The organism is Brevibacterium luteolum, assembly GCF_013004595.1.
GTDB lineage: Bacteria > Actinomycetota > Actinomycetes > Actinomycetales > Brevibacteriaceae > Brevibacterium > Brevibacterium luteolum.
This window is the reverse complement of record NZ_JABEMC010000001.1, coordinates 457,030-481,929: the sequence shown is the minus strand read 5'-3', so window position 1 is coordinate 481,929 and position 24,900 is coordinate 457,030. Positions and strand designations below refer to the sequence as shown.

Sequence of the window (24,900 nt, the reverse complement as noted above, 5' to 3'; positions counted from 1 at the left end):
CTCACTGGCCGGTCCCCTGGCTGCTGTCCTGGGCTGCCGCGGCGCGCTTCTTGGCGCGTGCGGTGCCGATGACTGCGATGGCGGCGACGACGAGGAGCACCGCGCCGACACCCAGCAGCACGAACATGAGCGGATCGGCACCCGACCCGGCCCCCGCCTCGGCGCCGGCATCGGCATCAGCCTTGCCGGCCGCATCACCGTCGCCGCTGTCCTGACCGCCGGTGTACTCGGCGCTCATCGCCTCATCGGTGCTGGCGGCATCGCCGACGGCCAGGCGCAGCACCTGCCGGGAGGAGACCTCGTTGCCCGAGGCGTCGGTGAAGGACACGCCGACGTCGAGGAGGTAGACGCCGGGCTTGGTGAAAACCCAGTTGGCGTGAGTGTGGGTGTTGTTCTCCACGAAGATCTTCTGGTCCGCGCCCTTGCGCGAATCCCACAGCTGCTCGGGTTCGCCGAAGCTGCCGTTCTGCAGGTACAGCACCATGTCACCGGGCCCCTGCATGCCGTGGTATTCGAGGTTCATGCCGCGTTGGGCGGTCTGTGTGAAGGCCGGGTCCTGGGTGTTCCAGCCGACCCAGATGAGGCCGGGCTTCTCGACCTGCGGGATGAGCCAGACGTCTTCGCCTGGCTTCGCGCCGATGAAGGAGTACTGCTCGTCTTCGGGCATCGGCATCTTCGCGCCCTCGTCGTTGACCTTGAGGACGGTCTTGTCGAGGCTGCGCCACACCGGCGGGGCTTCGGTGTCATCGCGCATGACGAGATGGAACTCGCTGCCGACCTGCTTGGGCCCGATGTCGACGTGGCCTGCGTCGAGGACGGCCTCGTCGTCGACGAGCTTCTCCTCACCGGTGACAGTCTGCTCGAGGTTGGGGTCCTCGGTCGGCTGGGCGAGTGCCGGGGCGGCGGCCGGGCCGATGATGAGGGCGGCGGCCAGGCAGGCGGAGCTGAGGGCGGAGCGGATGGTCATGACAGGCACCTCGTGAGTGATCGGGCGTTGAAGCGCATGAGCCCTTCATAGGTCGTAACGGTGTCATCGAAGGCATCGGAGTAGATCGGGCAGACGTCGATGCCGGTGACGGAGGCTAGTTCGCGCAGCGTCTGCGCACGGCTGGCCAGCTGGGGTTCGAGGAACACGGCGGGCACTTTGAGGTTGCGCACCGTGTCGGTGAGCCTCACCATGTCGGTGATCGACGGTTCGGTCGACGGGTTCGGGGTGACGAAGCCTGCCACTGGGATGCCGTAGTCCTTGGCCAGGTAGGCGAACGCGTCATGCGTAGTCACCAGGTGGCGGCGGGACTCGGGGATCTCGGCGATCGTCTTCCGCACCTCGTCATCGAGCGCATCGAGCCGGTCGATGTATGCCTCGGCGGCGGCGTGGTACTCGTCCCTGTGCGCAGGGTCCTTTGCGATGAAGGTGTCGCGGATGAGCTTGGCGTAGGCGATCGCGTTCGTCACCGAATGCCACAGGTGCGGGTCGATCTCACCGTGGACGTGCTTGCCGAGCACCGCCTGCGGCAGCAGGTACACCGATGAGCCCCTCGGCCCGAGGAACCCGGCCCCGGACGGGATCTCCTGCCAGGCCTTGTTCGTCACCTCGATGACCGCGTCCGAGGCGGGGATGTGCCGGTGCTCGACCGTCCCGCCGCTCGTGTCGTCGTAGACGATCTCCATCGCCTGCTTGTCGAGGTTCATCGTGACATCGGCATGCCCGCCGGCCAGCCGCTCACGTCCAGCCAGCTCCGGGATCTGGGACGGGTCCTTACCGACGACGAAGGTGAACGTCGCTTCCCCGACCCGCTTCTGCGGCCCGTCGGCCTCCGGCCGCACGCTGCCGGCGAAGGTCGCGGTGTAGACACCCGGCTTGGAGAACGCCCAGCTCAAGTGCGTGTGCGCATTGGCCGGCAGCACCGCCTCGTCCTCACTCGGGTCGACACCGTCGCTGGTATCGAAGTACATCGACGTCTGGCCCAGACCCTCGGTAAGGAACCCGTGCATCGTGCCCGGCCCAGAGAATCCGGTCAGCCGCAGGTGCATATCGCTTGTGCGGTCGGCGCCGAATCGGCTGCCGCCGCCGTGGACGCGCAGGCCCAGCCAGATCGTGTCGAGCGAGACGTCCTCGACGAGCGGGATCACCTCGGCGGCGTACTTCACCGCACCTTCGGCCAGGGCGACGTTCGCCGCCTGCGGGCTGATGTTGGAGTCGAGGGTCTTGATGAGCTTGTGCTCTTCGAGCAGCACGTAGTTGGAGAACGCGACGTCGGCGTAGACGATATTGCGCACATCGCGCAGCGTCGGCTCATAGGAGTGCGGGTCCGCCCCCGGCGGCACGAGGCTGGCGACCTGCACGTGCTCTCCGCCGACCTGGGCGGCGATGTCGGCGATGACGTTCGTCGTCGCCACCACCTGCAGCCTGCCGTCCTCCGGGTGCGCGCTCAGCAGCGGCTTCGCCACGCACCCGGAGATGGCCAGGGTCAGGGTCGTGCACAGTGCGGCCAGCCGGCGCATGCGCCTCAGCTGTCTTCCTTTCGGCGGGCAGACAGGAGCACCACGCCCAGCGCGATGAGCACCGCGCCGCCGGCGACGTAGTAGCCGATCGAGCCGGCACCGGTGCGCGGCAGGTTCGAGCAGTCGACGTAGCGGATCTTGGCGCCGGCCGGAACCGGGTTGCCGCCCTTGTCCGTCATCGTCCCGGAACTGCCCGCGCCCGAGGCGCCGGCACCGGCCGGTGCGCTCGACGGGGTTGCCGAGGCGCTCGGATCGGCTCCCGGCTGGCCAGCTTCGCCTGGCTGGCCCGGCTGTCCGGGAGCACCGGGCTGACCCGGCTGGCCCGGCTGTGCGCCGGCGGCCTGTGCAACGGCGCCGCCAGCCTGGGCCTCGCCACCGGCGTTGGCGTCGCCGCCGACGGTGAAGTGCAGGGTGCCCGAGGCGCTCAGCTGCTCACCTGCTGCGGTGGTGACGGTGAAGGTGATGTCCGCGGTGTACTGTCCGGCTGCGGTGAACACCCAGTAGCCGTGCTCATGGGTGCGCATCGGGATGTCGTAGGAGTCGCCGGCCTGCTGGAAGACCTGCTTGACGTCGGTGCCACCGAATCCGCCACCGCCGACGAACACGTTGAGCTTGCCGGGTCCGTTGACGGAGTCGAGGCGCATGTTGACGGCCGAGGCGTTGTTGACGAGCTCGGGGTCCTGGGTGTTCCAGCCCAGCCACGGCACACCGGTCTGCTGCACCTGGCTGATCATCCACACCTCGTCGCCGGGGTTGCCGACGAAGTCGAAGCCTTGGTCCGGCAGCGGCTGCTTGGCCGCATCGCTGATGAGGAACTCGACGTCTGCCGGGTCACGCCAGGTCGGCGGCGCCTCGCGGTCGTCCTTGAGCTGCGCCTTGACGGAGTTCCCGCGCATCCGGGGGCCGAAGTCGAAGTGTCCGTCGGAGACCTGCACGCGCTCACCAGCGGGTGCCTCGTCGCCTTCGGTGCCCTGGCCCTCGGCGCCGCCGCCGGCGCCGCCACCAGCACCGCCGCCACCGGAGGCTCCGGTGCCGCCGTGTCCGTTCGGTGCGGAGTCGGGGGTGCACACGGCGTAGGTCTTGCCACCGGATCCGCCAGATCCCGCGCCCGAGGCGCCGGTGCCGCTGGCACCGGAACCGGAGCTGCCAGCACCGCTGCCGGAGCCGCTGCCGCTGGCGTTGCCCTTGGCGTCAGAGTCCTTCGAACCGTCGTTCTCGGAGCCGTCCTTCTCTGACCCCTCGCCCTCATTGGGCGATTCGGTCTCATCAGGCGTTGCGGTCTCGTCGCCGCCGGGCTCATCTTCGCCGTTGTCATCGGATTCGTCCTCGGCGGAGCCGCGGACCTTGATGACGAACTCGTTCGAGGCTGCGATTCCGCCGCCGTCGACCTGGTAGATCGCCCGCACGCGCGTGCCGTCGTGCTTGTCGGTGATCTCGCGGATCGTGTAGGTGTTGTCGGCGTTGTTGCCCTGCCGGTTCCAGTGCTTCGAACCGGCTGCAGCGGTCTCCCAGTACAGCACGCCGATGCGATCGCTGTCCTGCAGCACGGCCGAGAAGTTCGCCGGGTCGCCCACACGGTAGTGGGTGCGGTCGCCCTTGATGCTCACCCGCGGCAGATCGCTGTCCTCGGGAGGCGTCTGGCTGGGATCATCGGTCGGCTCGCCGGTGGGATCCTCGGTCGGGTCCTCAGTCGGCGGGATGTCGATCTCCGTGAGCTCGTCGGCGTAGTCGTTGTAGTCACCGACGACGAAGTAGTAGTCCTGTCCGGCACTCGTCGGCTGTCCATCCTTCGGAGTGGCAGTCGCGGTGAAGTGCAGCTTGTAGATGCCCGGGTGGGTGAACGACCAGTTCGAGTGCACGTGGGCGTTCGCCGGCTGCTGGTAAGTGCGGTGCGCATCGTCGTTGAGCGATAGGATCCGCTTGGATTCGCCGAAGATGCCGAACTGGAACAACTCGACGTTGGCCCCCTCAGGCACGCTCGACTTGGCCGAATCGATCGACATGGTGACCGGCCCGTCGATGTCAGCTTCCCGGATGTCCTGGGTGTTCCAACCGGCCCAGATTCCCTCCGGGTTCTGCTGCTGCGGGATCACCCAGGCTTCCGTGCCGGCGGCTCCGGTGAATTCCCACTTCGGCTCGGCCGGCAGGGCCATCTTCAGCTTGTCGTTGACGTTGAAGAACAGCGAGTTCGCCGCGTGCCGGGTGTGCGGGCGGTACTGGCCTCCTTCCGGTGCCCAGTCGACGAGGCTGAACATGTGCATCTGACCTCCGGTCAGGCACATCGCCACGGAATCGGAATGCTCAGTCGTCACGACGTTGCGCTTGCCGACCTGGGGCACGTCGTCCCACAGGTCGGTCCGGTCATCCCCGCAGGTGCCGGCAACGGCGGGGGCGACGGCGGTGTCACCCGGGGCCGGAGCGGCGAGCGCTGAGGTGGAGAATGGCGCGGCGATGAGTGCTGCTGAGGTGGCTGCTGCGACGAGGAATCGCCGGATGGAACGCATGGCCAGAACCGCTTTCTTTTATATGAACACTTAGTCAATAAGTCGGGTTGTCGTGCACAGCGTACGTCCAGAAATCCGCAGGGTCATATGTAAGTACGTTCACGTAATTACGTGCATATACACCGATATGAAGCCGATTCTGCGCGAGCTCAGCAACCAGGCGGAAGGTCGATGATTCCGGTGCGATCCACACGCGCCACAGCCGTGGTAGCGTCGGCAGCTATGACGATCGTCACGCTGCTGCAGGGCGTCTGAGACGACCCTGCCCGCTGACTGTTCCGTGTCGGGCACCGTCGCTCCACGGCGGTCTCAGCGACCCCACCTGATCATCACTGTCATCACTTTCCGAAAGGCCCCGTCATGCCTGCCTGCACCGTCGCAGAGGTCGCCCGTCCTTCATCACCTGACCACCCCGACTGGCTCGACCACCGCCATCTCGTCCGCCTCGGCAACGCCGAGACCATCGGCTCCGGCGAATGGGACACCGACCCGGCCGAGGACTACCGCTCCGAGGTCGCGAACACGAACCTGCACGTCCGCCGCTGGCTGGCCCGCGACGGCGAAACCGCCCTCGGCCATGCCCGGCTGGGACTGCAGCTGCGCGATACCGATGCTGCTGCCGAGCTCACTGTCTTCGTCCACCCCGACCACCGCGGCCAGGGCATCGGCCGCCGGCTCGCCGAGGCGGCACTGACCGCTGCCCGCAGCGCCGGCGCTCGGCTTGTGCACGGCTATGTCTCGACCCCGGTCATCACCGAGCCGAGTGCGGTCAAGCTGCTGCGCTCCCCCACCGGGCACGGAGTCGTGCCCGCAGACCACCCCGGTGTCCGCCTCGCGCGCGGCCTGGGGATGACGCTCGGCCAGATCGAGCGGGTCTCCCGGTATGAGCTCACCGGCAGCACCGAGCTGCTCGAACGCGCGTTTGCCGACGCCGAGGCGTCTGCCGGGTCCGATTACCGGGTTCACCTGTGGGAGGGCGGAGTTCTCGACGACCGCCTGGAGGCGATGGCGGCCCTCGTCAGCCGGATGTCGATCGACATTCCGCACGGCGGGCTCGACATCGTCGCCGAACGCTGGGATGCCGAGCGGATCCGCGATGCCTACGTCGAATACGCCGTGACCCACCGTGTGTTCCTCGCGGTTGCCGAGCACCTGCCGACCGGTGAGCTCGTCGCCTACAACGAGCTCGCCAGCCCGGCAGCCTCACCGTCCAACGCGGTTGAGCAGTGGGACACGCTCGTCGCCGGCCCGCACCGCGGCCACCGCCTCGGGAAGCTCGTCAAGGCGGCCAACCTGCTGCGCCTGCGCGTCGAGGTGCCCGAGGCGCCCTACGTGATGACGTGGAATGCCGCGGAGAACACCCCAATGCTGCGGGTGAATGAGGAGCTCGGCTTCACCGGCTTCCTCGCTGAGGCGATCTTCGAGCTCAGGCTCTGATCGCCTGCTGGCTCAGCGGTTCTTCTGCTTCGCCTGGGCCTGCTCGTCCCAGAACTCCGGGCGGGTCACCTCATCGGCACCGTCCCAGGCTTCGATGCCGCGCTGGTCGTCGAGCTGCTCACGGCTGAAGACCGGCTCGCGGTTGTCCTTGCGCTGGCGCAGGTAGTCCTTGAGCAGCCACACGGCTTTGCGGCCGAGCAGGATGACGGCCACGAGGTTCGTCAGCGCCATGATCGTCATGAACAGGTTCGCCGCCTCCCACACGACCGGCAGGGCGAGCACGGCGCCGACGAACACGGCGATGAGCACGATCGCGCGGTAGACGCTGAGCACCCAACGGCGGTCGGTGAGGAACTGGATGTTCGTCTCGCCGTAGTAGTAGTTGCCCAGGATCGAGGAGAAGGCGAAGAGGAAGATCGCGATGGTCAGGAAGTGCACGGCCCACTGGCCGAGCTGGTCCGACAGTGCGGTCTGGGTCAGTGAGGCGCCGGCGGCGGTGCCGTATTCGGGGTTGGACAGCAGCACGATGAAAGCGGTGATCGTACACACGATCATCGTGTCGAAGTACACGCCGAGGCTCTGCACGAGTCCCTGCTTGACCGGGTGCGACACCGAGGAGGTCGCTGCGGCGTTCGGGACTGAGCCCATGCCGGCCTCGTTGGAGAAGAGGCCGCGCTGGATGCCGGTCATGATGATGAGGCCGACCCCGGCGCCCATGACCGGGCGCAGGCCGAAGGCGTTGAAGACGATGAGCTCGAACATGCGCGGGACGGTGTCGAGGTTCATGAACACGACGATGATGCCGAGGATGAGGTAGAGCACCGCCATGACCGGGACGATGATTGACGAGAGCATCGAGATGCGGTGCACGCCGCCGAGGATGATGACGCCGACGAGCAGGGCAAGCGCAATGCCGATGACGATCGCCATCATCTCGCGGCCGGCCTCACCCTGGGCGCCGAAGGAGGTGCTGGTGGCATCGACGATCGAGTTCGACTGCACGGAGTTGAACACAAGCCCGTAGGTGATGGCGATGATGACAGCGAAGAACGCGCCCATCCACGGCTTCCGCAGGCCGAGCTTCATGTAGTAGGCCGGGCCGCCGCGGTAGGCGGCCTGGTCCTTGACCTTGTACAGCTGGCTCAGCGTGGATTCGGTGAACGCGGTCGCCGAGCCGATAAGGGCCAGCAGCCACATCCAGAACACCGCACCGGGTCCGCCGACGGAGATCGCCAGGGCGATGCCGGCGATGTTGCCGGTGCCCACGCGGGAGGCTGCGGAGACGCAGAAGGCGCGAAACGAGGAGATCTGCTTCTCCCCTGCCGAGTCGCGTCCGGCCGATTCGCCGATGACCCGGAACATCTCCGGCAGCAGCCGCAGCTGCACGATTCCGGTGCGGATCGACAGATACAGTCCGGCGGCGCCGAGAACCGCGATGAGGACATAGGTCAGTGGGGTGTTGATCGTCGTGATGACGTCGATGATCGGCGAGTCGTCGCTCATAGCAAGCCTCCTTGATGTATCTCCTGAGTGTCTCATGTATTGAAACTGACAAGGCGGGTGAGTCGGCCAGCGCAGAAAGTGCGCCAAAGGCAACGTAGGACGACAGCCAAACATTACCTCCTACGCTCCCCCCCCCAGTCAGAACAACCTTCCGCACCCACACCGGAACCAAACGATAAAAGGCGGGTAGACCGGTAGCGTCGCGACGCCTACGCCACAGCTATTGTGCGCATGTTTCTTCCACTTAAAATAGGCTCCGCGGGCCCGACCTACGCAGAATGAATAAACTCCAAAATCCTCTTACCATGATTAGCAACTTCACGGTGATCAGCACATTGCGCAGCAACGTAGTCTGGCTGAGTCTCGTGGTGGAAACGGCTAGCGTAAGCGTTCATCTCCCGGAGTTCTTCAACGCGAGAGGCCATAGCTGCACAGGGGGAGTCTGAACCTGATGAGTCCTCAATTGCTGTGATTGCTGAACCTAACGTCACTCCAGTCGGAATCACCTCCGGATACTTACGATGCAGATAACCTTCAAGCAAGGGGCGCAAAGCAATCGCCCCGGACTTCACATCATCAACGCCGTTGAGCTCGCCGGACACTACGCCTGAAACAAGCTTGTAATTTCTCAAATAATCAGATTGACAAAGAGCATCCAGGTCGATGAGTCCAATATCAGAATAGTGACCGCTAGACATCCTTAATGAGACTTGCGTCACATCGGGAGCATCGCCTGATCTCAACAAGCGATCCCGTACGCCCCTGAGGAAGTGACCATCGTGCGCCATCAGAATTAACTGCTTCGCCTCACCCGAAATCTGTTCAATAACTTTCATAGTGTGTTCGCGACGAGGCGCATCAAGGCTACTCATAGGGTCATCAATTACGACAATCTTCTCACCCAAGTCTGGATCAGCAAGAGTAGAGGCTGCGAAGAATGCAAAGCCCATAGTCTTCTTGTCTCCTTCGCTTAAGGCGGTCGCAAAGGTGGGTCGACCCCCGCTCAACTCAATAGACTCCCCTCGCAAACGAATCTGATACTCAACGCGCGGGGCCTGACCTAAGTAATTATGATTGAATTCCGCTATCCGAAATTCCGCATTAAAGGCAGCCAAATGGTCATTAATTGTATCCTTGAACTGAATGAGCGTGTCCTTCATGATCTGATCAAGCTCGCCCCGAGCTTCCTTCTTGGCCTTCCGAGCGTTCTTCAAGCTGGTTTCAGCAGCACTCAGCGTGGAGAGCAATGCGACAGTGTCTGCGTCATACCGTAACTTCACGAGACGCAGATTATCGAGTTCATCGCGCTGCTCATCCAGACTAGAAGCATCCAAGTTCTTCTTGTACTTACCGATATCGGACAACGTTGAAAGAATCACTTGATTCTCTTCTTTATAAACGTTCGTAAAACGATCCCACTCCGCTTGAAGATCTTCAATCTGACTATCTTCGACGCACGCATCTCCTAGAGACGCCTCCTTTCGTAAAAAGAGCGACTCCAGTGACTCCCTGAGGTTTTCTAAGGCCAGGCGAGCAAACTCGTCTTGACTATCGTCCAGATTTGGAATCCGAATATAGTCTTTCCATTGTTCCAAAATCTCGTTGTTCCGCGTGCGAACCTTTGCGAACGCGCCAATTTGACTAAGATCAGTCCGCTCCAGAACCTGCCGCGCCGTCCGCCCCACACTCTGTTGCAAATCTGTGTACGCTTGGTCGAAGTAGATCTTATACATATCTAGCAAGTCAACTGCGGACGTGTCCTGTCCACAGAATGGGCACTGATCGTCGTTGGCAATATCCAATCCCTGACGAATCCAGGCCGCTGAGTTCGCATCTTTCAAACTAGCGAGATGATCAGACACTTTAGCCGCTGCTTTGGCGTGAACGCTTTCGAGGGTCGAATTCAGCACCTCGACTACCTCACCGATGTTCAATTTTGGAATTTCATACTGTTCGGGTATCGGCTGACGTTTAATATCAGCGGACCGGACCAGCTCACTCAAGCGCTTTTCAGCCCTTGCGATCTTCTGGTCTATCTTGGTGTCTTTCTTGAGCGCACGGAACTGCGGTACCGCCATTTTCCCTGCTAGAAGCGCTTCTATTTTTTGCCGCACTTCCTTTACGTCACTGCTCTCTCGTTTCTCCGCCAATGTGGCCTTTTGCTCGCGCTGTCGCGCCTTAACTGCTGACGAACCCAGAGCGAAGTCGAGCAAATTCGCTCTCTGGTTGCTCGTGATCTCATTTCCAGTATGGACGTTCGAGTTAACAAAATGGCCGTCATATACGAGGATCTCAGGGGTGTACCCGCTCCATGACCCGTTCTTGTACTCGGCAAGTGCAGACTCAAACAGGAGTTTCGCCGCTGGTTGTACCTGGCCGCCGATCGTGATGCGATCCTCGATTAATTCTGTGTCTCGGGTTGCGCACGATGTGAGCACGCTGGACAGGGTCGACTTTCCACGACCGTTCTCGGCGTAGAGTAAAGTGTTCTTGCCGAAAAGGTGCCTAGCGCCTCCATTGGCTCGACGTAGAAGCCCTACGCCCTCAACATTGAGAATTTTGGTCAGCATACTTGCCTCCTTGCCGCACGCTCCGTCCTTTGGATCGATGGTACACGGCTAACCGGAAACAAAATGAAAGTGCAAACGCGAGTTGTCGGTGCGCAAGGCGGACTGGGGTTGTTGCGTCTGCGTATTTCGTACAGTGGAAGGCGCCGCAACGCTGTAGTGACCAAGCTAATCATGAGTTGCGCAAGGTACTCCGAATTAGTGTCGGAAATCTATAAGATCCAGCTGTCTGCCCAATGGGTCGTGATTGCAGCCGATTCCATCCACGTCGGCCGGAGAATTTTGCGCCAGAGAAGGGTTTCGGGGGATCGCACACCTGCGCCCCAGGTTGGGGATACTCACGTCTCACGCTCATTTCGCGCTTTACCGTTAACCGAACAACCTGAGCGAACCGACCTGACGCCGGTAGCACACACTCGCCGGGTCCCGCCTCCTTGTCGTCAATAGCTGCATGCATAGGAGCAGGTCAAAACGAGACACTGTGCGGGCACCAGCGAGACCCCGAATGAGAGTCTCTCAAGCGTGGTCGTATCTGCTGGTTCTCACGTGCAACCCGGAACGACGACGCGAGACACTCGGGTTAATGCTCATTTGGGGGTGCGGACTCCTTTTTGAGCATTAACCCAGACACTCGCTCGCGAACAAAGAATCTCGGGGCACCGCGCAAGCAATGCCCCGAGACCTATACACATGGGGTGGCTAACGGGACTTGAACCCGCGACCCCCGCGACCACAACGCGGTGCTCTACCAACTGAGCTATAGCCACCATCACTGCGTTCAGACAGCATCGACTATCTTAGGACGTCACCCAGCGAAGAGCAAACCGCGCTGTCCCACCTGCCATCCGGGCGTCCAGGACACGATCGGATCGCTGCCAGATAACTATTCGGACTCGGCCAGGCCTTTCAGCAGATCGTGTCCCTACACTGGGATCGACCCTTCCCCGCCGCATCCTCCGAGGTAACTGTCCATGCCCATTGCGCACGTGCGCGTCGCCGCTGACCGGACCGTGCAGGTCACGGCTGCCGGCACGACGTCGCAGCACCCCGATGTCGGGTCTGCGATCGCGCACCTGACGGCGCTGGCGCGCGAGCAGGGCAGCGAAGTCACCGTCAAGCTCGACGACCACGGGACCGAGCGGACGCTGCACATCGATGCCTCTGGCCGGCTGCGCTCCGTGCCCGAGGCGGAGGTCGCCTCCGCAACCGAGGGCACCGCAGATGCCGGGCAGGGCAGCGAGGAAGACGACCCCGCTGAGGTCGCCGGCGATGACGCTGACGGGCCGCAGTATCCACTCACCTCATCTGAGTCCCAGAACGGCTATCCGGTGCGCGACCGGTTCTCCGGGCCGGCCGATCCGACCGGCCCGCCGACCGGATCGATTCCTGAACAGGATTCTCGCCGCGGCAGCCCGCAGCAAGCAGACAAGCGCCGCCAGTCCAAGGGCGGCACACCTCGGCGCCGGGTCAAGCGGGCACGCAGCCGGCTGCAGATGCGCGGGCTGACGGTACCGACTCTGGTGCTTGCGATCCTGCTCATCATCGCCCTGGCCGCCTACATCATGCCGCGCATCATCGGCACCCCGGAGAGCCAGGCGCCTGAGAGCATCCCGGCGGCCAACGGGGCGGCGACCCAGCAGAGCCTGTCGATGGCCACCGGCGGCGCCCCGGTTCCCGGCTTCCAGGCCACCCCGTCGTGGGAGGAGACGATCCCGCTCCACGCCTCGGTCACGGCCACCGCCCGCGGGGTCGTCGTCGTCACGAACTCCCAGCTGCAGGTGCTCGACGCACGCACCGGCCAGCAGCGATTTGAGACCGACATCGACGAGCCGCCGAGCTTTGCTGTCGACACTGTCATCGACGGCCGGCCTTCGCTTGTGTGGCGGATCGGCGATCGCGCCTACGCGCTGGTCGACGGCAGCCATGAGCCGCATGAGTACGAGCTGCCGAGTGGTGCGAGGATCTCGTCGGCGGGTACGAATGTTCTCATCAAGAACGGTGATGAGCTCTCGACCTTCGCCCGGGGCGGGCTCACCCGTCTGCCGACGCCGGCTGCCGGCTCCACGCCGATGGCCCTCGACGGCGGAGATCTCATCAGCGCGACCTTCGCCGGCCCGCTCACAGTCACCGATGTCGAGTCCGGTGAGGAGCGCACGCTCGACCTTGAGGCCCCGCGCGATGATCTGCAGATCATCCGCTGGGTCACCGCCGGACACGGCAAGGTTGTGACACTGTGGGGTCAGCCAGGGGCGAGCACGAATTCCGGGCACCGGATCCAGCTCGTCGTCCATTCGCTGTCCGATGGCACGATCGCCTCGACCGTCTCGACGACGACCGACGCCGTCGGAGAGGCCGACTGGGTGCGCGGGCAGGGCTACCAGCTTGCCGTCATCGGCCCGTACCTGTTCTCGATGGAGGACGGACTGCTCGTGCGCGACGGTTCGGAGTCCAACGCCCGCTTCTCCGAACCGCGCGGCCATGTGGTGCCGGCCGTCATCGACAACACCCCGGTTCTCGTCAGCGCCGACACTGCCTGGAAGGTGCGCACGAACCTCCTGGCCGTTACCGCCGCCGACGGTTACGCCATCACCCGAGAGGGCGCCGACCGAGTGGTGGGATACCGCAGTGAGCGGTGACCGGTCAGTCGCTTACGCCGCTTCTCTCACGGTGCCGACGCGCGGCTCGGATGCCGCCCCATTTCGGGGCCTCGCTTTGGTTCGCCCTTCGGCCGGCGGCTATCATACTGTTGGCCGTCGATGCATTCTTGCAATGCAAGACGTGACCGGCGACGAATTCTGCCAGCGAGCCCTATAGGACAGATGCATACCCCACACCGCACCGCCGCAGCACGCGTTGCCGCTGCGATTGCTGTCGTTGCTGCCCTGAGCGTGCCGCTCACCGGCGCTGTGCCCGGCGTGGGAGGGTCTGCTGAGGCTTCGGCAGTTTCCACCGGAGCTTCTTCGCCCAGTGTGCCGCTGCCGAGCGCAGAACCTCATGGCCCGTCCAGCCTACGAAGCCCGGACGAGAGCAGCATCAAGGGCAGGTCCGAGTATCGGAAGATCGACGGCGCCGTCCAGTTCGTCAAAAGTCACGGCGGTGTCGTGAAACCCGGCGATTTAGACAGTACTTTCGACTGCAATATCAGCAGCTTCGATCCCGAATGCTCTGTAGATGACGACGGATTCCTCATCGTCGCGAAGTCCCACCATGCTGAGCCCGCATCGAGTTCGATGCCGCGGGCCGGCGAGCGCATCAAGTTCAAAGACGATCCGCAGATTACTTTCGAATTGGGATCCGACCGGAAGCTGAAGGTCACCTCTGCCCCGATCCCTCTTGAATCGCTCCGCCATTCGAACCCGCCTTCACCGTCTCCAACAGCGACTCCGACGCCGACAGGCGACCCGACGCCATCCCACGGGCCCACGCGCGAGCCTTCGCCAAAACCGACGACCCCTCCCCCACACGACGACCCGCCGAATGACGATGATCTGCGTCGTGAGCCCGACCCAAGCGAGGACGACCAGCCGGACTCCACAGCGCCGCCGAGCAGCCCGGAGGACCCGAACACCGGCAACGGCCGCCGGTCCGTCCGCGTCCCCGGTCAGGCTGGCGATGATTGGGCCCCTACGGGTGACGGCAGCAATCAGCAGCCGCAGTACAACTACGCCGACCCGGTCCCGCGGGCTCCCGATGACGATGAGTCCGCGACTGACGATGTCATCAGCGCCGAGGGGTCCCCTGGTGGGCAGACTGAAAGGTCGGCTGAAGCGGGCGCTGACAGCGCCGGTGACGATGCCGCCGACCTGGCCAGCGCGACCGGTTCCGGCTGGGCGATCGGCGGGCTCGTCGGCATCGCCGCGATGGCCATCGGCCTCGTCGTCTTCTTTCTCGGCCGCAGCGACCGGCGCCGCGCGCACTGACCTCACCTTGCTGACTGGCGCACTGACCTCACCTTGTTGACTGGCGCACTGACTTCGCTGCTCCAATAGGGAGCAGCCGTGCCGACAGGCTGACGGCCGGCGACAGCTCCTGAGAGGCCCCCCACGCACGCCACGGGCGGTGAGTCCTCAAGACTCACCGCCCGTGTGCCGCTGTCAGACTGCGCTGCCGCTTGCCGAAACCGGTTTCCTTTCGACCTGACCAGTGCTCGAAAGGCAACCACCGCCTCGGGCGCGGTTGCCCCTCCCTGCGGGCGGTCAGCTGCGCCGGCGCCTGCGGATCACGAGCACGGCGGTCACGCCGGCTCCGATGAGCAGGGCGGCCAGGATCGCCATCGCGGCGATCTCCGTGCCGGTGCGCGGCAGCTTATCCGTCTCGATCTTCTTCGAGTCGTCGTCCTCGGTCGGCGGCGGCTTGGGCTTGTCGTGATCATCGCGGCCGCCGTCATCGTCGTCGCCGTCGTCGGGGATGCCGATGACCGTGGCGTCGTTGGTGACCTCGCCGCGTGCGATGTCCTCGGCGGTGATCGTGTACGGATACGGGCCGCACTCCGCGGATTCTCCGGGTGCCAGCGTGCCGATGTCGCAGGCCATCTCACCGCCGAGCAGCGGATCGTCTATGACGATCTCGGTCAGCGTGACATGGCCGTCATTGGTGACGGTGAAGCTGTACTCGATGGTGTCGCCGGCGTCGGCCTTGCCGCTGCCGTTGGTGTCCTTCGGACCCTCGGCGTGCTTCTCCAGCTTGACCGACTTCTGCGCCGGCACCGGTGTCGTGATCGAGTCCTCGTCGGTCTCGGTCTCGCCGTCCGGCCGCTTGCCGGTGACGTTCGCGGAGTTGGTCACCTCACCGGCATCGGCGTCCGCCTGCGTGAGCTCGTAGTCGACCGGGCCGCACTGCGTCGACTCCCCTGGCGCCAGGGTCGTCTGCGCGCAGGTGACCTCGGTGCCGTCGAGCATCGGGTCGGTGACCGCGATGTCGGTCAGAGTCGTCGTGCCGGTGTTGGTGACGGTGAAGGTGTAGGAGATCGTGTCCCCTGCCCCGATGCCGTCGCCGTCGACGTCGGTGACCTCGCCGGCCTCCTTCTTCAGCTCGACGCCGCCTTCCCGATCGAAGGTCACGTCTGCCGAATCGTCGGCGCTGACCGTGCGGTCGCGGGTGTCGACGGCATCGACCGTCGCGGTGTTCTCCACCGTTCCGGCGTCGATGTCCTCCTGCGTGAGCGTGTAGGCCGGCGCCTGGCACTCTGCCGATTCGCCTGGCTCGAGGGTGTCTGCCAGCTGGCAGTCGTGCCCGTCGAGGCCGAGCTTCGGGTCGGTCAGGGTGGCGCTGCGCAGGCCGACGTCACCGGTGTTGGTGATGGTGAACGTGTAGCTCACCTGGTCACCCGCATCGATGCGGCCGCTACCGTTGGTGTCCTCGACCGCACCTGCGGTCTTCGACAGCGAGACTGCCGCGCTGCCGTCGACCGGGGTCGTGATCGTGTTCTCATCCTCGACCGGTGCGTCGTCCGGTCCTGACGTCCCGCTCGCCTTGGCCGTGTTCTCGACCGATCCGCGGTCGAGGTCGGCAGCCGTGAGCGTGTAGGTGCCGGTGCAGGTCAGCGGGTCGTCACCGGGCTGTAGCGTGGCCGGGACGGCTGGGCTGCAGTCGGTCATCTCCCCGCCGAGCAGCGGGTCGGTGACGGTGACGTCGCGGACGGTGAGCGTGCCGGTGTTCTCGACGGCGACTGTGTACTCGATCGTGTCACCGGCATCGACCTTGCCGCTGCCGTTGGCGTCGACGATGTCACCGGCGGTCTTGATCACCGCCAGGCTCGCACTGCCGTCGATCGGCGTGCGCGTCTCGTCGGTGGCGTCCGGCGGGTTGTTCCCGGCCTCGCGCTCACCGCCGGCGGTCGCTGTGTTCGTCACCTCACCGGCATCGACGTCGTCCTGCGTGATCGTGTACGTGTGCGGTCCGCACTCGAGCGACTCGCCTGGCGGCAGTCCCTCATCGGGCAGCGCCGGGCAGCTGACGTCGCCGCCGAGCAGCGGGTCGTCGAGGCTGATCGCATCGAGCGTCGTCGCACCGGTGTTCGTGATCGTGAACGTGTAGTCGATCGTGTCACCGGCATCGACGCGGCCGTTGTCGTTGGCGTCGGTGACGGCGCCGGCCTGCTTCTCCAGGCTCAGGGCGGTCTCGGCGGTGAACGTGCGCTCGGCGTCGTCCTCGCCCGAGGTGGTGGTGCCCTTCGTGTCGGTGCCGGTGATGGTAGCCGTGTTGGTCACCTTCCCGGCGTCGACGTCGCCCTGGGTGAGCGTGTAGGTGACGCTGTCACAGGTGGCCTTCTCCCCTGGTGCCAGGCCCTCGTCGGGAAGCGCGCACTCAACGCCGTCGAGTCCGAGCTTCTCATCGGTCAGGGTCGCCCGGGTCAGGGTGGTGACACCGGTGTTGGTCAGCTCGAAGGAGTACTCGACCTGGTCACCCGCGCTCACACGGTCGTCGCCGTTGGTGTCGACGACCTCGGAGACGGACTTCTCCAGTCCGATCGCGCTGGCGGTGTCGAGTTCCTTCGTCACCTCATCGGTCGAGTCCTCCGGCGGGGCGCCGGGGCCGCGACCGGAGATCGTGGCGATGTTCTTCACCTCGCCGGCGTCGATGTCAGCCTGGGTGAGCGTGTAGGTCTGCTCTGCGCAGTCGACGGCGGCACCTGGTGCCAGTCCGCCGTCGGGCAGCTGACAGGCCACGCCTTCGAGACCGAGCTTCGGATCATCAAGGCTCACCGACGTCAGCGTGGTCTTGCCGGTGTTCTCAACACGGAAGCCGTAGGTGATGGTGTCACCGGCATCGGTGCGGCCGTTGCCGTTGGCATCGACGACGTCTCCGGCGGTCTTGTCGAGTTCGAAGGCACCGTATCCGGTGAAGGTCACCGTCGAGATCGTCTCCGGGGATTCGATGTCGAACTCGCTCAACCTCCCGCGGGCGATCGCCGTGTTCTCCACCATGCCGGCATCGACGTCGGCCTGCGTCAGCGCGTAGGCCGGGGCGACGGTGCAGTCGGTCGTCTCGCCGGGGGCGAGTTCGGTGGCTTCACAGGTGATGGTGCTGTCGGCCAGCAGCTCGTCGTCGATCCAGATGTCGCTGACGGTCTGCGTGCCGGTGTTGCGCACCGTGAAGGTCCAGTCGACTGTGTCGCCGACGTCGACGCCGTTGTCGTCGATGTCGTTGACACCCGAGTTGTCCTTCGTCAGCGTCAGCGCGCCGCGGCCGGAGAACGCGGTGTCGACTGTGTCGGTGGCGTCGACCTCCGAACCGTTCGACGCCGAGCCGGTGACAGTTGCCGTGTTGAGCACGTGGCGGGCGTTGACGTCGTCGAGCGTGAGCGAGTAGTACACCGGCCCGCATGTCGTCGTCTCTCCGGGGGCCAGGGTGTCGGCCTCACAGGTGATCGGGTCGTCGCTGACGGTGGCGTCGTTGACGACGACGTCGGTCAAGGTGAGGTTGCCGGTGTTCTTGACCTCGAAGGTGTACGGGATCCGGTTGCCTTCGCGCACCGGATTGTCCGGGCTGTCACCGACCTCGTTGCCGTCATCGTCGATCGGACGGCCGCTCGTCTTGACGAGGTTGATGTCCGGGGCGCTGGGCAGCGGCAGCACGGCCGAGTCGGTCACCGGCTCGGGATCGTCGCCGTGCGGGCCGGTGCCGGTGACGGTGGCGGTGTTCTCCACCTCTCCGGCGTCGATGTCGGCCTGCGTGATCTCGTACGGTTCTGCCGTGCACGTCACCGAGGCACCCGGTGCAAGCGTCGACGGGTCACAGGTGACCTCGCCGAGCTTCGGGTCGTCGATGGCGAGGTTCGAGATCGTGAGGATTCCGGTGTTCGTCACCTCGAAGGTGTAGTCGATGGTGTCACCCGGGGTCGCGGTTCCCGAACCGTCGCGGTCCTCACCGGAGCTCGCGCTCTTCTCCATGGTGAAGGTCGGGATGCCGGTGACCGGCAGGCTGAAGCTGCCGTCGTCGGTGACCTCGTCGGCTCCGTTGAGGGGCTTGCCGTTGACGGTGGCGGTGTTGTCGACGGACCCGGAGTCGATGTCCTCCTGGGTGATCGTCAGCGTCGCACCGGTGCACGTCATCTGCGATCCGGAGGCGAGCACCTCTTCAGGGCACTCGACGGCGCCGCCGAGGCGGGGGTCGGTGAGTTCGATGTCGGCAAGGGTGATCGCACCGGTGTTGGTGACATCGAAGGTGTAGGTGATCTCATCACCGACGTCGACGATGCCGTTGCCGTTGACGTCGGAGTGCTCACCGGTCTTCTTCAGGTCGATCGACGGTGTCGCGCCGGTGATCGGCGTCAGCAGCTCATCGGTGCTCTCGACCGGTGTGCCCTGGGAGTCGCCGGTGACCTTCACCGTGTTGCGCACGCCCTCGGCGTCGACGTCGTCGAAGCTGAGGAAGTAGTCGATCGGCCCGCAGGTCGCCGACTCCCCTGGTGCGAGCGTCGTCGGGAACTCGGTTCCGCATTCGAGGACACCGCCGAGCATCTCATCGGTCAGTTCGATGCCGGTCACGGTCGTGTTGCCGGTGTTGGTGACCTCGAAGCTGTAGGACAGCGTGTCACCGGGGTCTGGTCCGTTGCCGTCGGTGTCCTTCAGGTCCGAGACCGACTTCTCGACGCTGATCGCTGGATCCCGTTCGATGATGACGCTCTCGACCGGGTCGTCGGTGAGCTTCTCCCCACTCGGTGGGGTGACCTCGACGTGGGCGTTGTTGACGATGACGCCGGCGTCGATGTCAGCCTGCGTCAGCGTGTAGGTGAACGGCCCGCAGACGACTTCATCGAGCGGAGCGATCGTCGTCGTGCCGCATTCCAGCGGCTCATCGGAGATGAGCGGGTCTTCGACGCGCAGGTCGGTCAGCGTCACGGTCGAGGTGTTCTTCACCGTGATGCTGAAGTCGACGGTGTCCCCGGCATCGACGTGGCCGTTGTTGTTGGCGTCGACGATCTCACCGGAGGACTTCATCGCCGACATGCTCGGTTCCGTCGGGATGACTGCTGCGGTGTGGTCATCGGAGGTGACCGAGTCGCCCTTGTCCGGGGTGCCGGTGGCGAGCGCGTCGTTGCTCACCACTCCGGCGTCGACTTCGTCCTGGGTCAGCGCGTGCGTGCCGGTGCACGTCAGCGTCTCTCCTGGGGCGAGTGTCGTCGTGTCCGGGTCGCAGGTGGCCGGGGCGTCGAGGCGGTTGTCCTCGAGTGTGACGTTGCGCAGCGTGGTCTCGCCGGTGTTCTCGATGGTGAAGGTGTACTCCACGTCGGTTCCTGCGCCTGCTCCCTCGGGGATGTCGGCGACGGTCTTCGTCAGCTTGATGCCCGAGGCCGGGGTCACCATGCCGGTGACGCTGTCCTCGGCGCTGACCTCCTGGTTCAGCGGAGTCCTGCCGGTGGCTGTGGCGGTGTTGGTGAACGATCCGGAGTCGAGGTCGTCCTGGGTGAGGACGTGGAACGCGCCGGTGCAGGTGGTCGATTCGCGCGGGGCGAGTGACGTCGCCTCACAGGTGATGTCGCCTTGTGCCTGCGGGTCGCTGATGGCCAGATCTCGCAGTGTGACGTTGCCGGTGTTGGTGACAGTGAAGCTGTATTCAGCGGTGTCTCCGGCGCTGACGCGGCCATTGCCGTCGGCATCGCTGCCGCCGGTGATCGATTTGATCAGCTGCAGTGCACCGGCGTCGCTGCCGACCGGCACGGTGATGCTGGAGTCGTTGGAGATCCGGTCGCCCAGCGGCGGCTGGGCGGTCGCGGTGGCGGTGTTCTCCAGCTTCTCGTCATCGAGGTCGGTCTGCGTGATCGTGTGGGTTTCCGACGGGCATTCGACGGTCTCACCCGGGGCCAGCGCTCCGCCGGGGATCGGGCAGGCGACATTGTCGATGCCGAGCAGCTCATCGGTGAGCCGGACGTCGCGCAGGGTCGTGGTGCCGGTGTTCGTCACGCTGAAGGAGTAGGTGATCGTGTCGCCGGGAACCACGTCTTCGGGTTCGCGCGGAGTGCCGTCGGGAGAGGTGATCTGCGAAGCGGACTTCTGCAGGTTGACCGAGGAGATCGAGGAGATCTCTGCGGTCGCTGAGCTCTCGGCTTTCGCTGTGGCGATTCCGTTCGTGTCGGTCGCTTCGGCTGTGGCGGTGTTGTCGACCTTGCCGGCATCGACGTCCGCCTGCGTGAGGGTGTAGGTCGCTGCCGTGCAGTCGACGCTCTCACCCACGCCGAGGATGGTGTCCGATGGGCAGGTGATGTCGCCGATCTTCGGGTCGGAGACTGACAGGTTCGTCAGCGGTGCCGAGCCCGAGTTCGTCAGCTTGAAGGTGTATTCGATGGTGTCGCCGGCGTTCTGAGTGCCGGAGTTGTCGACGTCGGTGAACGCACCAGCCTGCTTCTGCAGCTGCAGGGCGATCGCCGAGGCGCTGGCGGTCGCTTCGTCGGAGACGGTGAGCGATCCGGCCTCGCCGGTGGCGGTGACCTTGTTGGTCGTCACACCGGTGACCGGGCCGCTGCAGGTGAACTCGCGGGACTCGTACGGTGCCAGCGACAGGTCTGACTGGTCGCAGGAGTCCAGCACGCTGTCTTCAATGGTGATGTTCTCCAGCGGCACGGATCCGCTGTTGGTCACCGAGATCGTCCAGGTGACGTCCTCGCCTGCCGGGACCACGGTGGGATCGGCGTTCTTCGAGACGTCGATGCCAGCTGTCTCGACCTGGCTCGTATCACTGGATGCCAGGTCTGCGCCGTTCGGCGTGCTCGCTTTCACTGAGGCGGTGTTCGTCAGCGGTTGCGAGGTCTCTGGTCCCTCACAGGTGTAAGTCTGCTCGTATCCGTCAGCAGTCGGGGCCGGCATACTGCCGATCGTGCGGGCGCACTCCGGGGCAGCAGGGTCTTCGACCCGGACGTTTCTCAGTTCCGTGGATCCGCTGTTGGTAACGGTGATCGTGTAGCTCGGCCGCTCCCCCTGCTTGACGGTCTGCGTATCGTCGGTGCCGTTGAAGCTCTTTTTAATGCGCACCGCACCAGTGGGCACGGAGAAGATCGAGTTCTGCAGCAGGTACGAGTCGCCGGTCGTCGACAGGCTGAGCGTGGTGCTCGTGTCACCCTCCCTGACGTTGGGCAGCGATGTAGTGAGCACGTCGACGCTGGCGTTGACGAAGGGATTCGAGTTCGGGTACGACCGGTAGTTCTGCGAGCCTTCAGCCCGGGACACACCGATGTTGCCGGTCTCCCCGTAGGCGTTGGGGATCTCGCGCAGCGTCGGGCTGCTCGATGTCCGGTAGCGGGCGGTATCGCCGCTGATCGAGCGGTCACCTTCATACAGGCTGAACCCGGCGCGCGCTCCCGGGCCTTGGGCGGTGAAGCCGTCGAACGTGACGTTCTCCGACTGCTCGCCCGGCTGTTTGCGGACGTGACCGTCGTAGAGAATGACAGTGCGGGCCGCGGCGGCGGCGTTGCCGGGCACGAATGTGCCGAAGTCGTACACGACCGCCAGCGACCAGCCGGTGTAGCAGCCGTATCCCTGGACCGACCACAGGTTACCGACCGTCACGGTCTGTGCTGAACCGGTGGGCACATTGGCGAACTGTGCGGTGACGTCGGCTGAGGCGGAGTAGTACTGAATGCCGTTGCTGCCCAGGTCAGCGTTGCTCTCCTGCGTGTAGCGCCCGACATCGACCGACACCGGTGCGCTGCCGGCGACGGAGATGCGCGGCCGCGTCGACTGCGGGCTGCCCTCACTGGCCACCCAGTTCGGCAGGGTGCCGCGCGCGTTTGCCGTGCAGCGCACACCGGCGACCCCGTTGACGTAGCCGGTGTTGCCCGACCAGTACAGCTGCGCTTTGACGACTTTCGCTCCGGCCGGCACGGTGACGCTCGCTGAGGAGGAGTTCGCACCCATGCCGGCAGCACCGTTGACGCTGTTCTTCATCCACAGGAAGTCATTCGGAGAGTCGCTCGCGGAGCCGCCGTGCAGGCCGGTGCAGTTGGCATCGGTGCGCCATGTCGGTTTCGTCTTATCGCACTCGAGGGCACCATTGCCCACCATGAGGAAGTCGCCGTTGACAGTGGCGTTGTAGCGCTGCGACATCGGCGTGATGGGCTTGGCCTCAGCCTCACCTGCCGGCACGATGACGCCGGCAACGACGCCGAGCCCGACCGCGAGCGCCAGAGCCAGCGCCCCGGCCAAAGTCCTGAAGACGGGAGTATGCGCAGCCTGCCGCCACATCTCGCGAAGACTGAAGCGCCGGTCAGGTCGCTGGGACGTAGACTGAGAGGGCATATGCCACCTGCTTCTGATCGTTCGGGGATGCCCCGGCCGTACGCAGCGCGAGCGCTTTGGGGAGAGGGCTTAAAGCAACATATATTCGGATGACGTCGATTCCATTATCGTGTGAGATTCCTGAATCCCTCATGCACGTTACCAGAAAGTTATCACACTCGCCTGGATCGGAGCGCTCGGCTGCGCCCAGCGGCTGACGAGATGCCCCCGACCCCTGTCCCCGGGGAAGAGCGCCTCAGGTCCCTGGCTCAACGCATCCTGATCGCCGCTGACCGGATCTGCGGACGGAACGGGAGGAGACGGTGTACGCTAACGTGCAACCCACGTTTCGGCTCTCGTCAACGACCGCCGGGTCACAGCAGAGAACCCGCTGTCCAGCAACGCTAGACAGCGGGTTCTTCGAAGGATCTGTACACCCCCCGGGACTCGAACCCGGAACCCACTGATTAAGAGTCAGTTGCTCTACCAATTGAGCTAGAGGTGCGAACGAGAGACAACTCTACACATCCGTCGGCGGCTTGCAAAATCAGATCCAAGCCTCAGCGCTGAATGTGGTGAGGTTCACGGACTACAGGTACAGGCCGGTTGATTCTGAGGCTCGCTGCTCGGAGATCGCATGCACGTCCCGCTCCCGCAGCAGCATGTACGTCGTGGCCTCGAGTTCGACCTCGGCACGCTCCTCAGGATCGAAGAGCACGGTGTCTCCCAGCTGCACCTGCCGGACATGAGGGCCGGCTGCCACGACGCTGCCCCATGCCAGCCGCTTGCCGACCTCAGCCGTCGCGGGGATGACGATGCCGGCAGCCGAGGTGCGCTCACCGAGCTCCGCGTCCGGCTCGACGAGGAGCCGGTCATGGAGCATGCGAATGGGAAGCGACGATGTCTGGCCCACGTTCAGCGCTTGGCCCGCAGGACAAGCAGGGTGACCAGCGCGGCCGAGGCGAGCACGGCACCGCCGATGAGAGCGACGCGGTCAGCCTTGACCGAACCGTCGTCGTTGATGACGACGGACTTGGCGTTGTCGGTGGCGCGACGGGTCAGCGCCTTCGGGTGCACCCGGCCGACGAACTCGTCGATATTGGCAGCCAGCCGCTGTTCGCGCAGTCGGATCGACTCTTCGAGCTGGGACTTATTGGCGCTGTCGACGGTAACGTCGGAGGTGTAGACATTGCTGCTCATCAGGATGCTTCCTCACTCACGAAGGGGCTGGCGTGCAGGAGACCGGCAGGTGCCCAGACAGTGGCGGCAGGTGCCGTCGTCCCACATCATTGTCTCTGCTTCTAGAGCTTACCGGTTCACACCGGATATGGTGGAACCGGCGTTCGACGAGTCGAGCGCCGCAGCTGTGAACGCGGCACCCGTGCACCTGAAAGGAATGAGCATGCCCCGTCTTGAGGTCGGCAACACCGCCCCTGATTTCACCCTGCCCGCAGCGGACGGCGCGGAGGTGACGCTGTCGGAGTTCCGCGGCCAGCGCGTCGTCGTGTACTTCTACCCTGCTGCCATGACCCCAGGCTGCACCACCCAGGCCTGCGATTTCCGCGATTCGCTCGCAGCCCTGCAAAGCGCCGGTCTGCAGGTCCTCGGCATCTCCCCGGACAAGCCGGAGAAGCTTGCGACGTTTAGTGAGAAGGAGTCACTGAACTTCCCGCTGCTCTCCGATGCCGACAAGTCGGTCATGACGGAATGGGGTGCCTTCGGGGAGAAGAAGAACTACGGCAGGATCGTCCAGGGTGTCATCCGCTCCACTGTCGTCGTCGATGCCGACGGTACGGTCGAGCACGCGCAGTACAACGTCAAGGCCACCGGCCACGTGGCCCGGCTGCGCAAGCAGCTCGGCATCGACGACGGCTGACCCGAATCTCGGAACCGGGCCCAGGCCTCGGGACCGGACCCGCACCTCGGGACCGGCAGACCTGACGCAACCGGCCCGGCACACGCGGGGGATCTGCTTCCCTCGCCGTGTGCCGAGCCGGTTCGCCGTCGGGCAGGCGGCTGGTCTAAGCTGGTGAGCGCTTCGCGCGAGTGGCGGAATTGGTAGACGCGCTGGATTTAGGTTCCAGTGTCTGCGGACGTGAGGGTTCGAGTCCCTCCTCGCGCACCGTGGTCCCCTTGGCCGTATCGCAGCCCCCAAGCGCGCCGGCCCCGGGA

12 protein-coding genes and 3 tRNA genes are annotated in these 24,900 nt (G+C 64.8%); 5 read left to right on the top strand and 10 right to left on the bottom strand.

Translation table 11 applies throughout. The annotated features are described in order from the left end of the window. Position 1: 1 nt before the first annotated feature. From HLA91_RS02275 to HLA91_RS02265, 3 genes are read right to left on the bottom strand one after another with little or no spacing between them, the layout of a single operon-like run. The gene (locus HLA91_RS02275; RefSeq protein WP_170273328.1) at positions 2 to 967 is read right to left on the bottom strand and encodes a choice-of-anchor M domain-containing protein; all 966 of its coding nucleotides are present in this window, start codon (positions 965 to 967) and stop codon (positions 2 to 4) included. Next, complete coding sequence (locus HLA91_RS02270) at positions 964 to 2,505, bottom strand: anchored repeat ABC transporter, substrate-binding protein (RefSeq protein ID WP_170273327.1); 1,542 nt, start codon at positions 2,503 to 2,505, stop codon at positions 964 to 966. The genes HLA91_RS02275 and HLA91_RS02270 overlap by 4 nt, the downstream gene beginning before the upstream one ends. Positions 2,506 to 2,510: 5 nt before the next feature. Beyond that, positions 2,511 to 5,009 (bottom strand): choice-of-anchor M domain-containing protein, encoded by a 2,499-nt coding sequence (locus tag HLA91_RS02265; protein WP_170273326.1) that lies wholly within the window; start codon positions 5,007 to 5,009, stop codon positions 2,511 to 2,513. 360 nt (positions 5,010 to 5,369) lie between these two features. Between HLA91_RS02265 and HLA91_RS02260 the strand changes: the two genes are divergently transcribed. Beyond that, complete coding sequence (locus tag HLA91_RS02260) at positions 5,370 to 6,446, top strand: GNAT family N-acetyltransferase (protein ID WP_170273325.1); 1,077 nt, start codon at positions 5,370 to 5,372, stop codon at positions 6,444 to 6,446. A 12-nt stretch (positions 6,447 to 6,458) separates the two neighbouring features. Here the strand turns inward: HLA91_RS02260 and HLA91_RS02255 are convergent, their stop codons facing one another. From HLA91_RS02255 to HLA91_RS02245, 3 genes are all read right to left on the bottom strand, one after another. Further along, positions 6,459 to 7,949: an alanine/glycine:cation symporter family protein gene (locus HLA91_RS02255; protein ID WP_170273324.1), complete on the bottom strand. Its 1,491-nt coding sequence runs from the start codon at positions 7,947 to 7,949 to the stop codon at positions 6,459 to 6,461. A gap of 269 nt (positions 7,950 to 8,218) precedes the next feature. Then, positions 8,219 to 10,519 carry an AAA family ATPase gene (locus HLA91_RS02250; RefSeq protein ID WP_170273323.1) on the bottom strand — a complete coding sequence of 767 codons (2,301 nt, stop codon included), beginning with the start codon at positions 10,517 to 10,519 and terminating at the stop codon, positions 8,219 to 8,221. Positions 10,520 to 11,207: 688 nt separating this feature from the next. After that, a tRNA-His gene (locus HLA91_RS02245) sits at positions 11,208 to 11,283 on the bottom strand. A gap of 204 nt (positions 11,284 to 11,487) precedes the next feature. Between HLA91_RS02245 and HLA91_RS02240 the strand changes: the two genes are divergently transcribed. After that, entirely contained in the window at positions 11,488 to 13,152 is a 1,665-nt protein-coding gene (locus HLA91_RS02240) for a hypothetical protein (RefSeq protein WP_170273322.1), read from the top strand. A gap of 183 nt (positions 13,153 to 13,335) precedes the next feature. Beyond that, positions 13,336 to 14,436, top strand: coding sequence for a hypothetical protein (locus HLA91_RS02235; RefSeq protein ID WP_170273321.1), 1,101 nt, complete (start codon positions 13,336 to 13,338; stop codon positions 14,434 to 14,436). Positions 14,437 to 14,712: 276 nt separating this feature from the next. On the opposite strand, the gene HLA91_RS02230 is transcribed toward HLA91_RS02235, so the two are convergent. The 4 genes from HLA91_RS02230 to HLA91_RS02215 form a co-directional block, all read right to left on the bottom strand. Beyond that, positions 14,713 to 22,695, bottom strand: a complete 7,983-nt coding sequence (locus HLA91_RS02230; RefSeq protein ID WP_170273320.1) for a DUF7507 domain-containing protein — start codon at positions 22,693 to 22,695, stop codon at positions 14,713 to 14,715. Positions 22,696 to 23,160: 465 nt separating this feature from the next. After that, positions 23,161 to 23,233 (bottom strand) — tRNA-Lys (locus HLA91_RS02225). 84 nt (positions 23,234 to 23,317) lie between these two features. Further along, complete coding sequence (locus tag HLA91_RS02220) at positions 23,318 to 23,611, bottom strand: GroES family chaperonin (RefSeq protein ID WP_102161615.1); 294 nt, start codon at positions 23,609 to 23,611, stop codon at positions 23,318 to 23,320. A gap of 32 nt (positions 23,612 to 23,643) precedes the next feature. Continuing rightward, complete coding sequence (locus tag HLA91_RS02215) at positions 23,644 to 23,928, bottom strand: DUF3618 domain-containing protein (protein ID WP_102161613.1); 285 nt, start codon at positions 23,926 to 23,928, stop codon at positions 23,644 to 23,646. Positions 23,929 to 24,130: 202 nt separating this feature from the next. Here HLA91_RS02215 and bcp point away from each other — a divergent pair, with 202 nt between their 5' ends. Beyond that, positions 24,131 to 24,604, top strand: a complete 474-nt coding sequence (gene bcp, locus HLA91_RS02210; protein ID WP_170273319.1) for a thioredoxin-dependent thiol peroxidase — start codon at positions 24,131 to 24,133, stop codon at positions 24,602 to 24,604. Positions 24,605 to 24,768: 164 nt separating this feature from the next. Then, positions 24,769 to 24,850, top strand: a tRNA-Leu gene (locus tag HLA91_RS02205). Positions 24,851 to 24,900: the final 50 nt, after the last annotated feature.

Bases quoted from the DNA above. Each gene is read 5' to 3' on its own strand.
- HLA91_RS02275 (WP_170273328.1), bottom strand. From the start codon at position 967: ATGACCATCCGCTCCGCCCTCAGCTCCGCCTGCCTGGCCGCCGCCCTC.
- HLA91_RS02270 (WP_170273327.1), bottom strand. From the start codon at position 2,505: ATGCGCCGGCTGGCCGCACTGTGCACGACCCTGACCCTGGCCATCTCC.
- HLA91_RS02265 (WP_170273326.1), bottom strand. From the start codon at position 5,009: ATGCGTTCCATCCGGCGATTCCTCGTCGCAGCAGCCACCTCAGCAGCA.
- HLA91_RS02260 (WP_170273325.1), top strand. From the start codon at position 5,370: ATGCCTGCCTGCACCGTCGCAGAGGTCGCCCGTCCTTCATCACCTGAC.
- HLA91_RS02255 (WP_170273324.1), bottom strand. From the start codon at position 7,949: ATGAGCGACGACTCGCCGATCATCGACGTCATCACGACGATCAACACC.
- HLA91_RS02250 (WP_170273323.1), bottom strand. From the start codon at position 10,519: ATGCTGACCAAAATTCTCAATGTTGAGGGCGTAGGGCTTCTACGTCGA.
- HLA91_RS02240 (WP_170273322.1), top strand. From the start codon at position 11,488: ATGCCCATTGCGCACGTGCGCGTCGCCGCTGACCGGACCGTGCAGGTC.
- HLA91_RS02235 (WP_170273321.1), top strand. From the start codon at position 13,336: ATGCATACCCCACACCGCACCGCCGCAGCACGCGTTGCCGCTGCGATT.
- HLA91_RS02230 (WP_170273320.1), bottom strand. From the start codon at position 22,695: ATGTGGCGGCAGGCTGCGCATACTCCCGTCTTCAGGACTTTGGCCGGG.
- HLA91_RS02220 (WP_102161615.1), bottom strand. From the start codon at position 23,611: ATGCTCCATGACCGGCTCCTCGTCGAGCCGGACGCGGAGCTCGGTGAG.
- HLA91_RS02215 (WP_102161613.1), bottom strand. From the start codon at position 23,928: ATGAGCAGCAATGTCTACACCTCCGACGTTACCGTCGACAGCGCCAAT.
- bcp (WP_170273319.1), top strand. From the start codon at position 24,131: ATGCCCCGTCTTGAGGTCGGCAACACCGCCCCTGATTTCACCCTGCCC.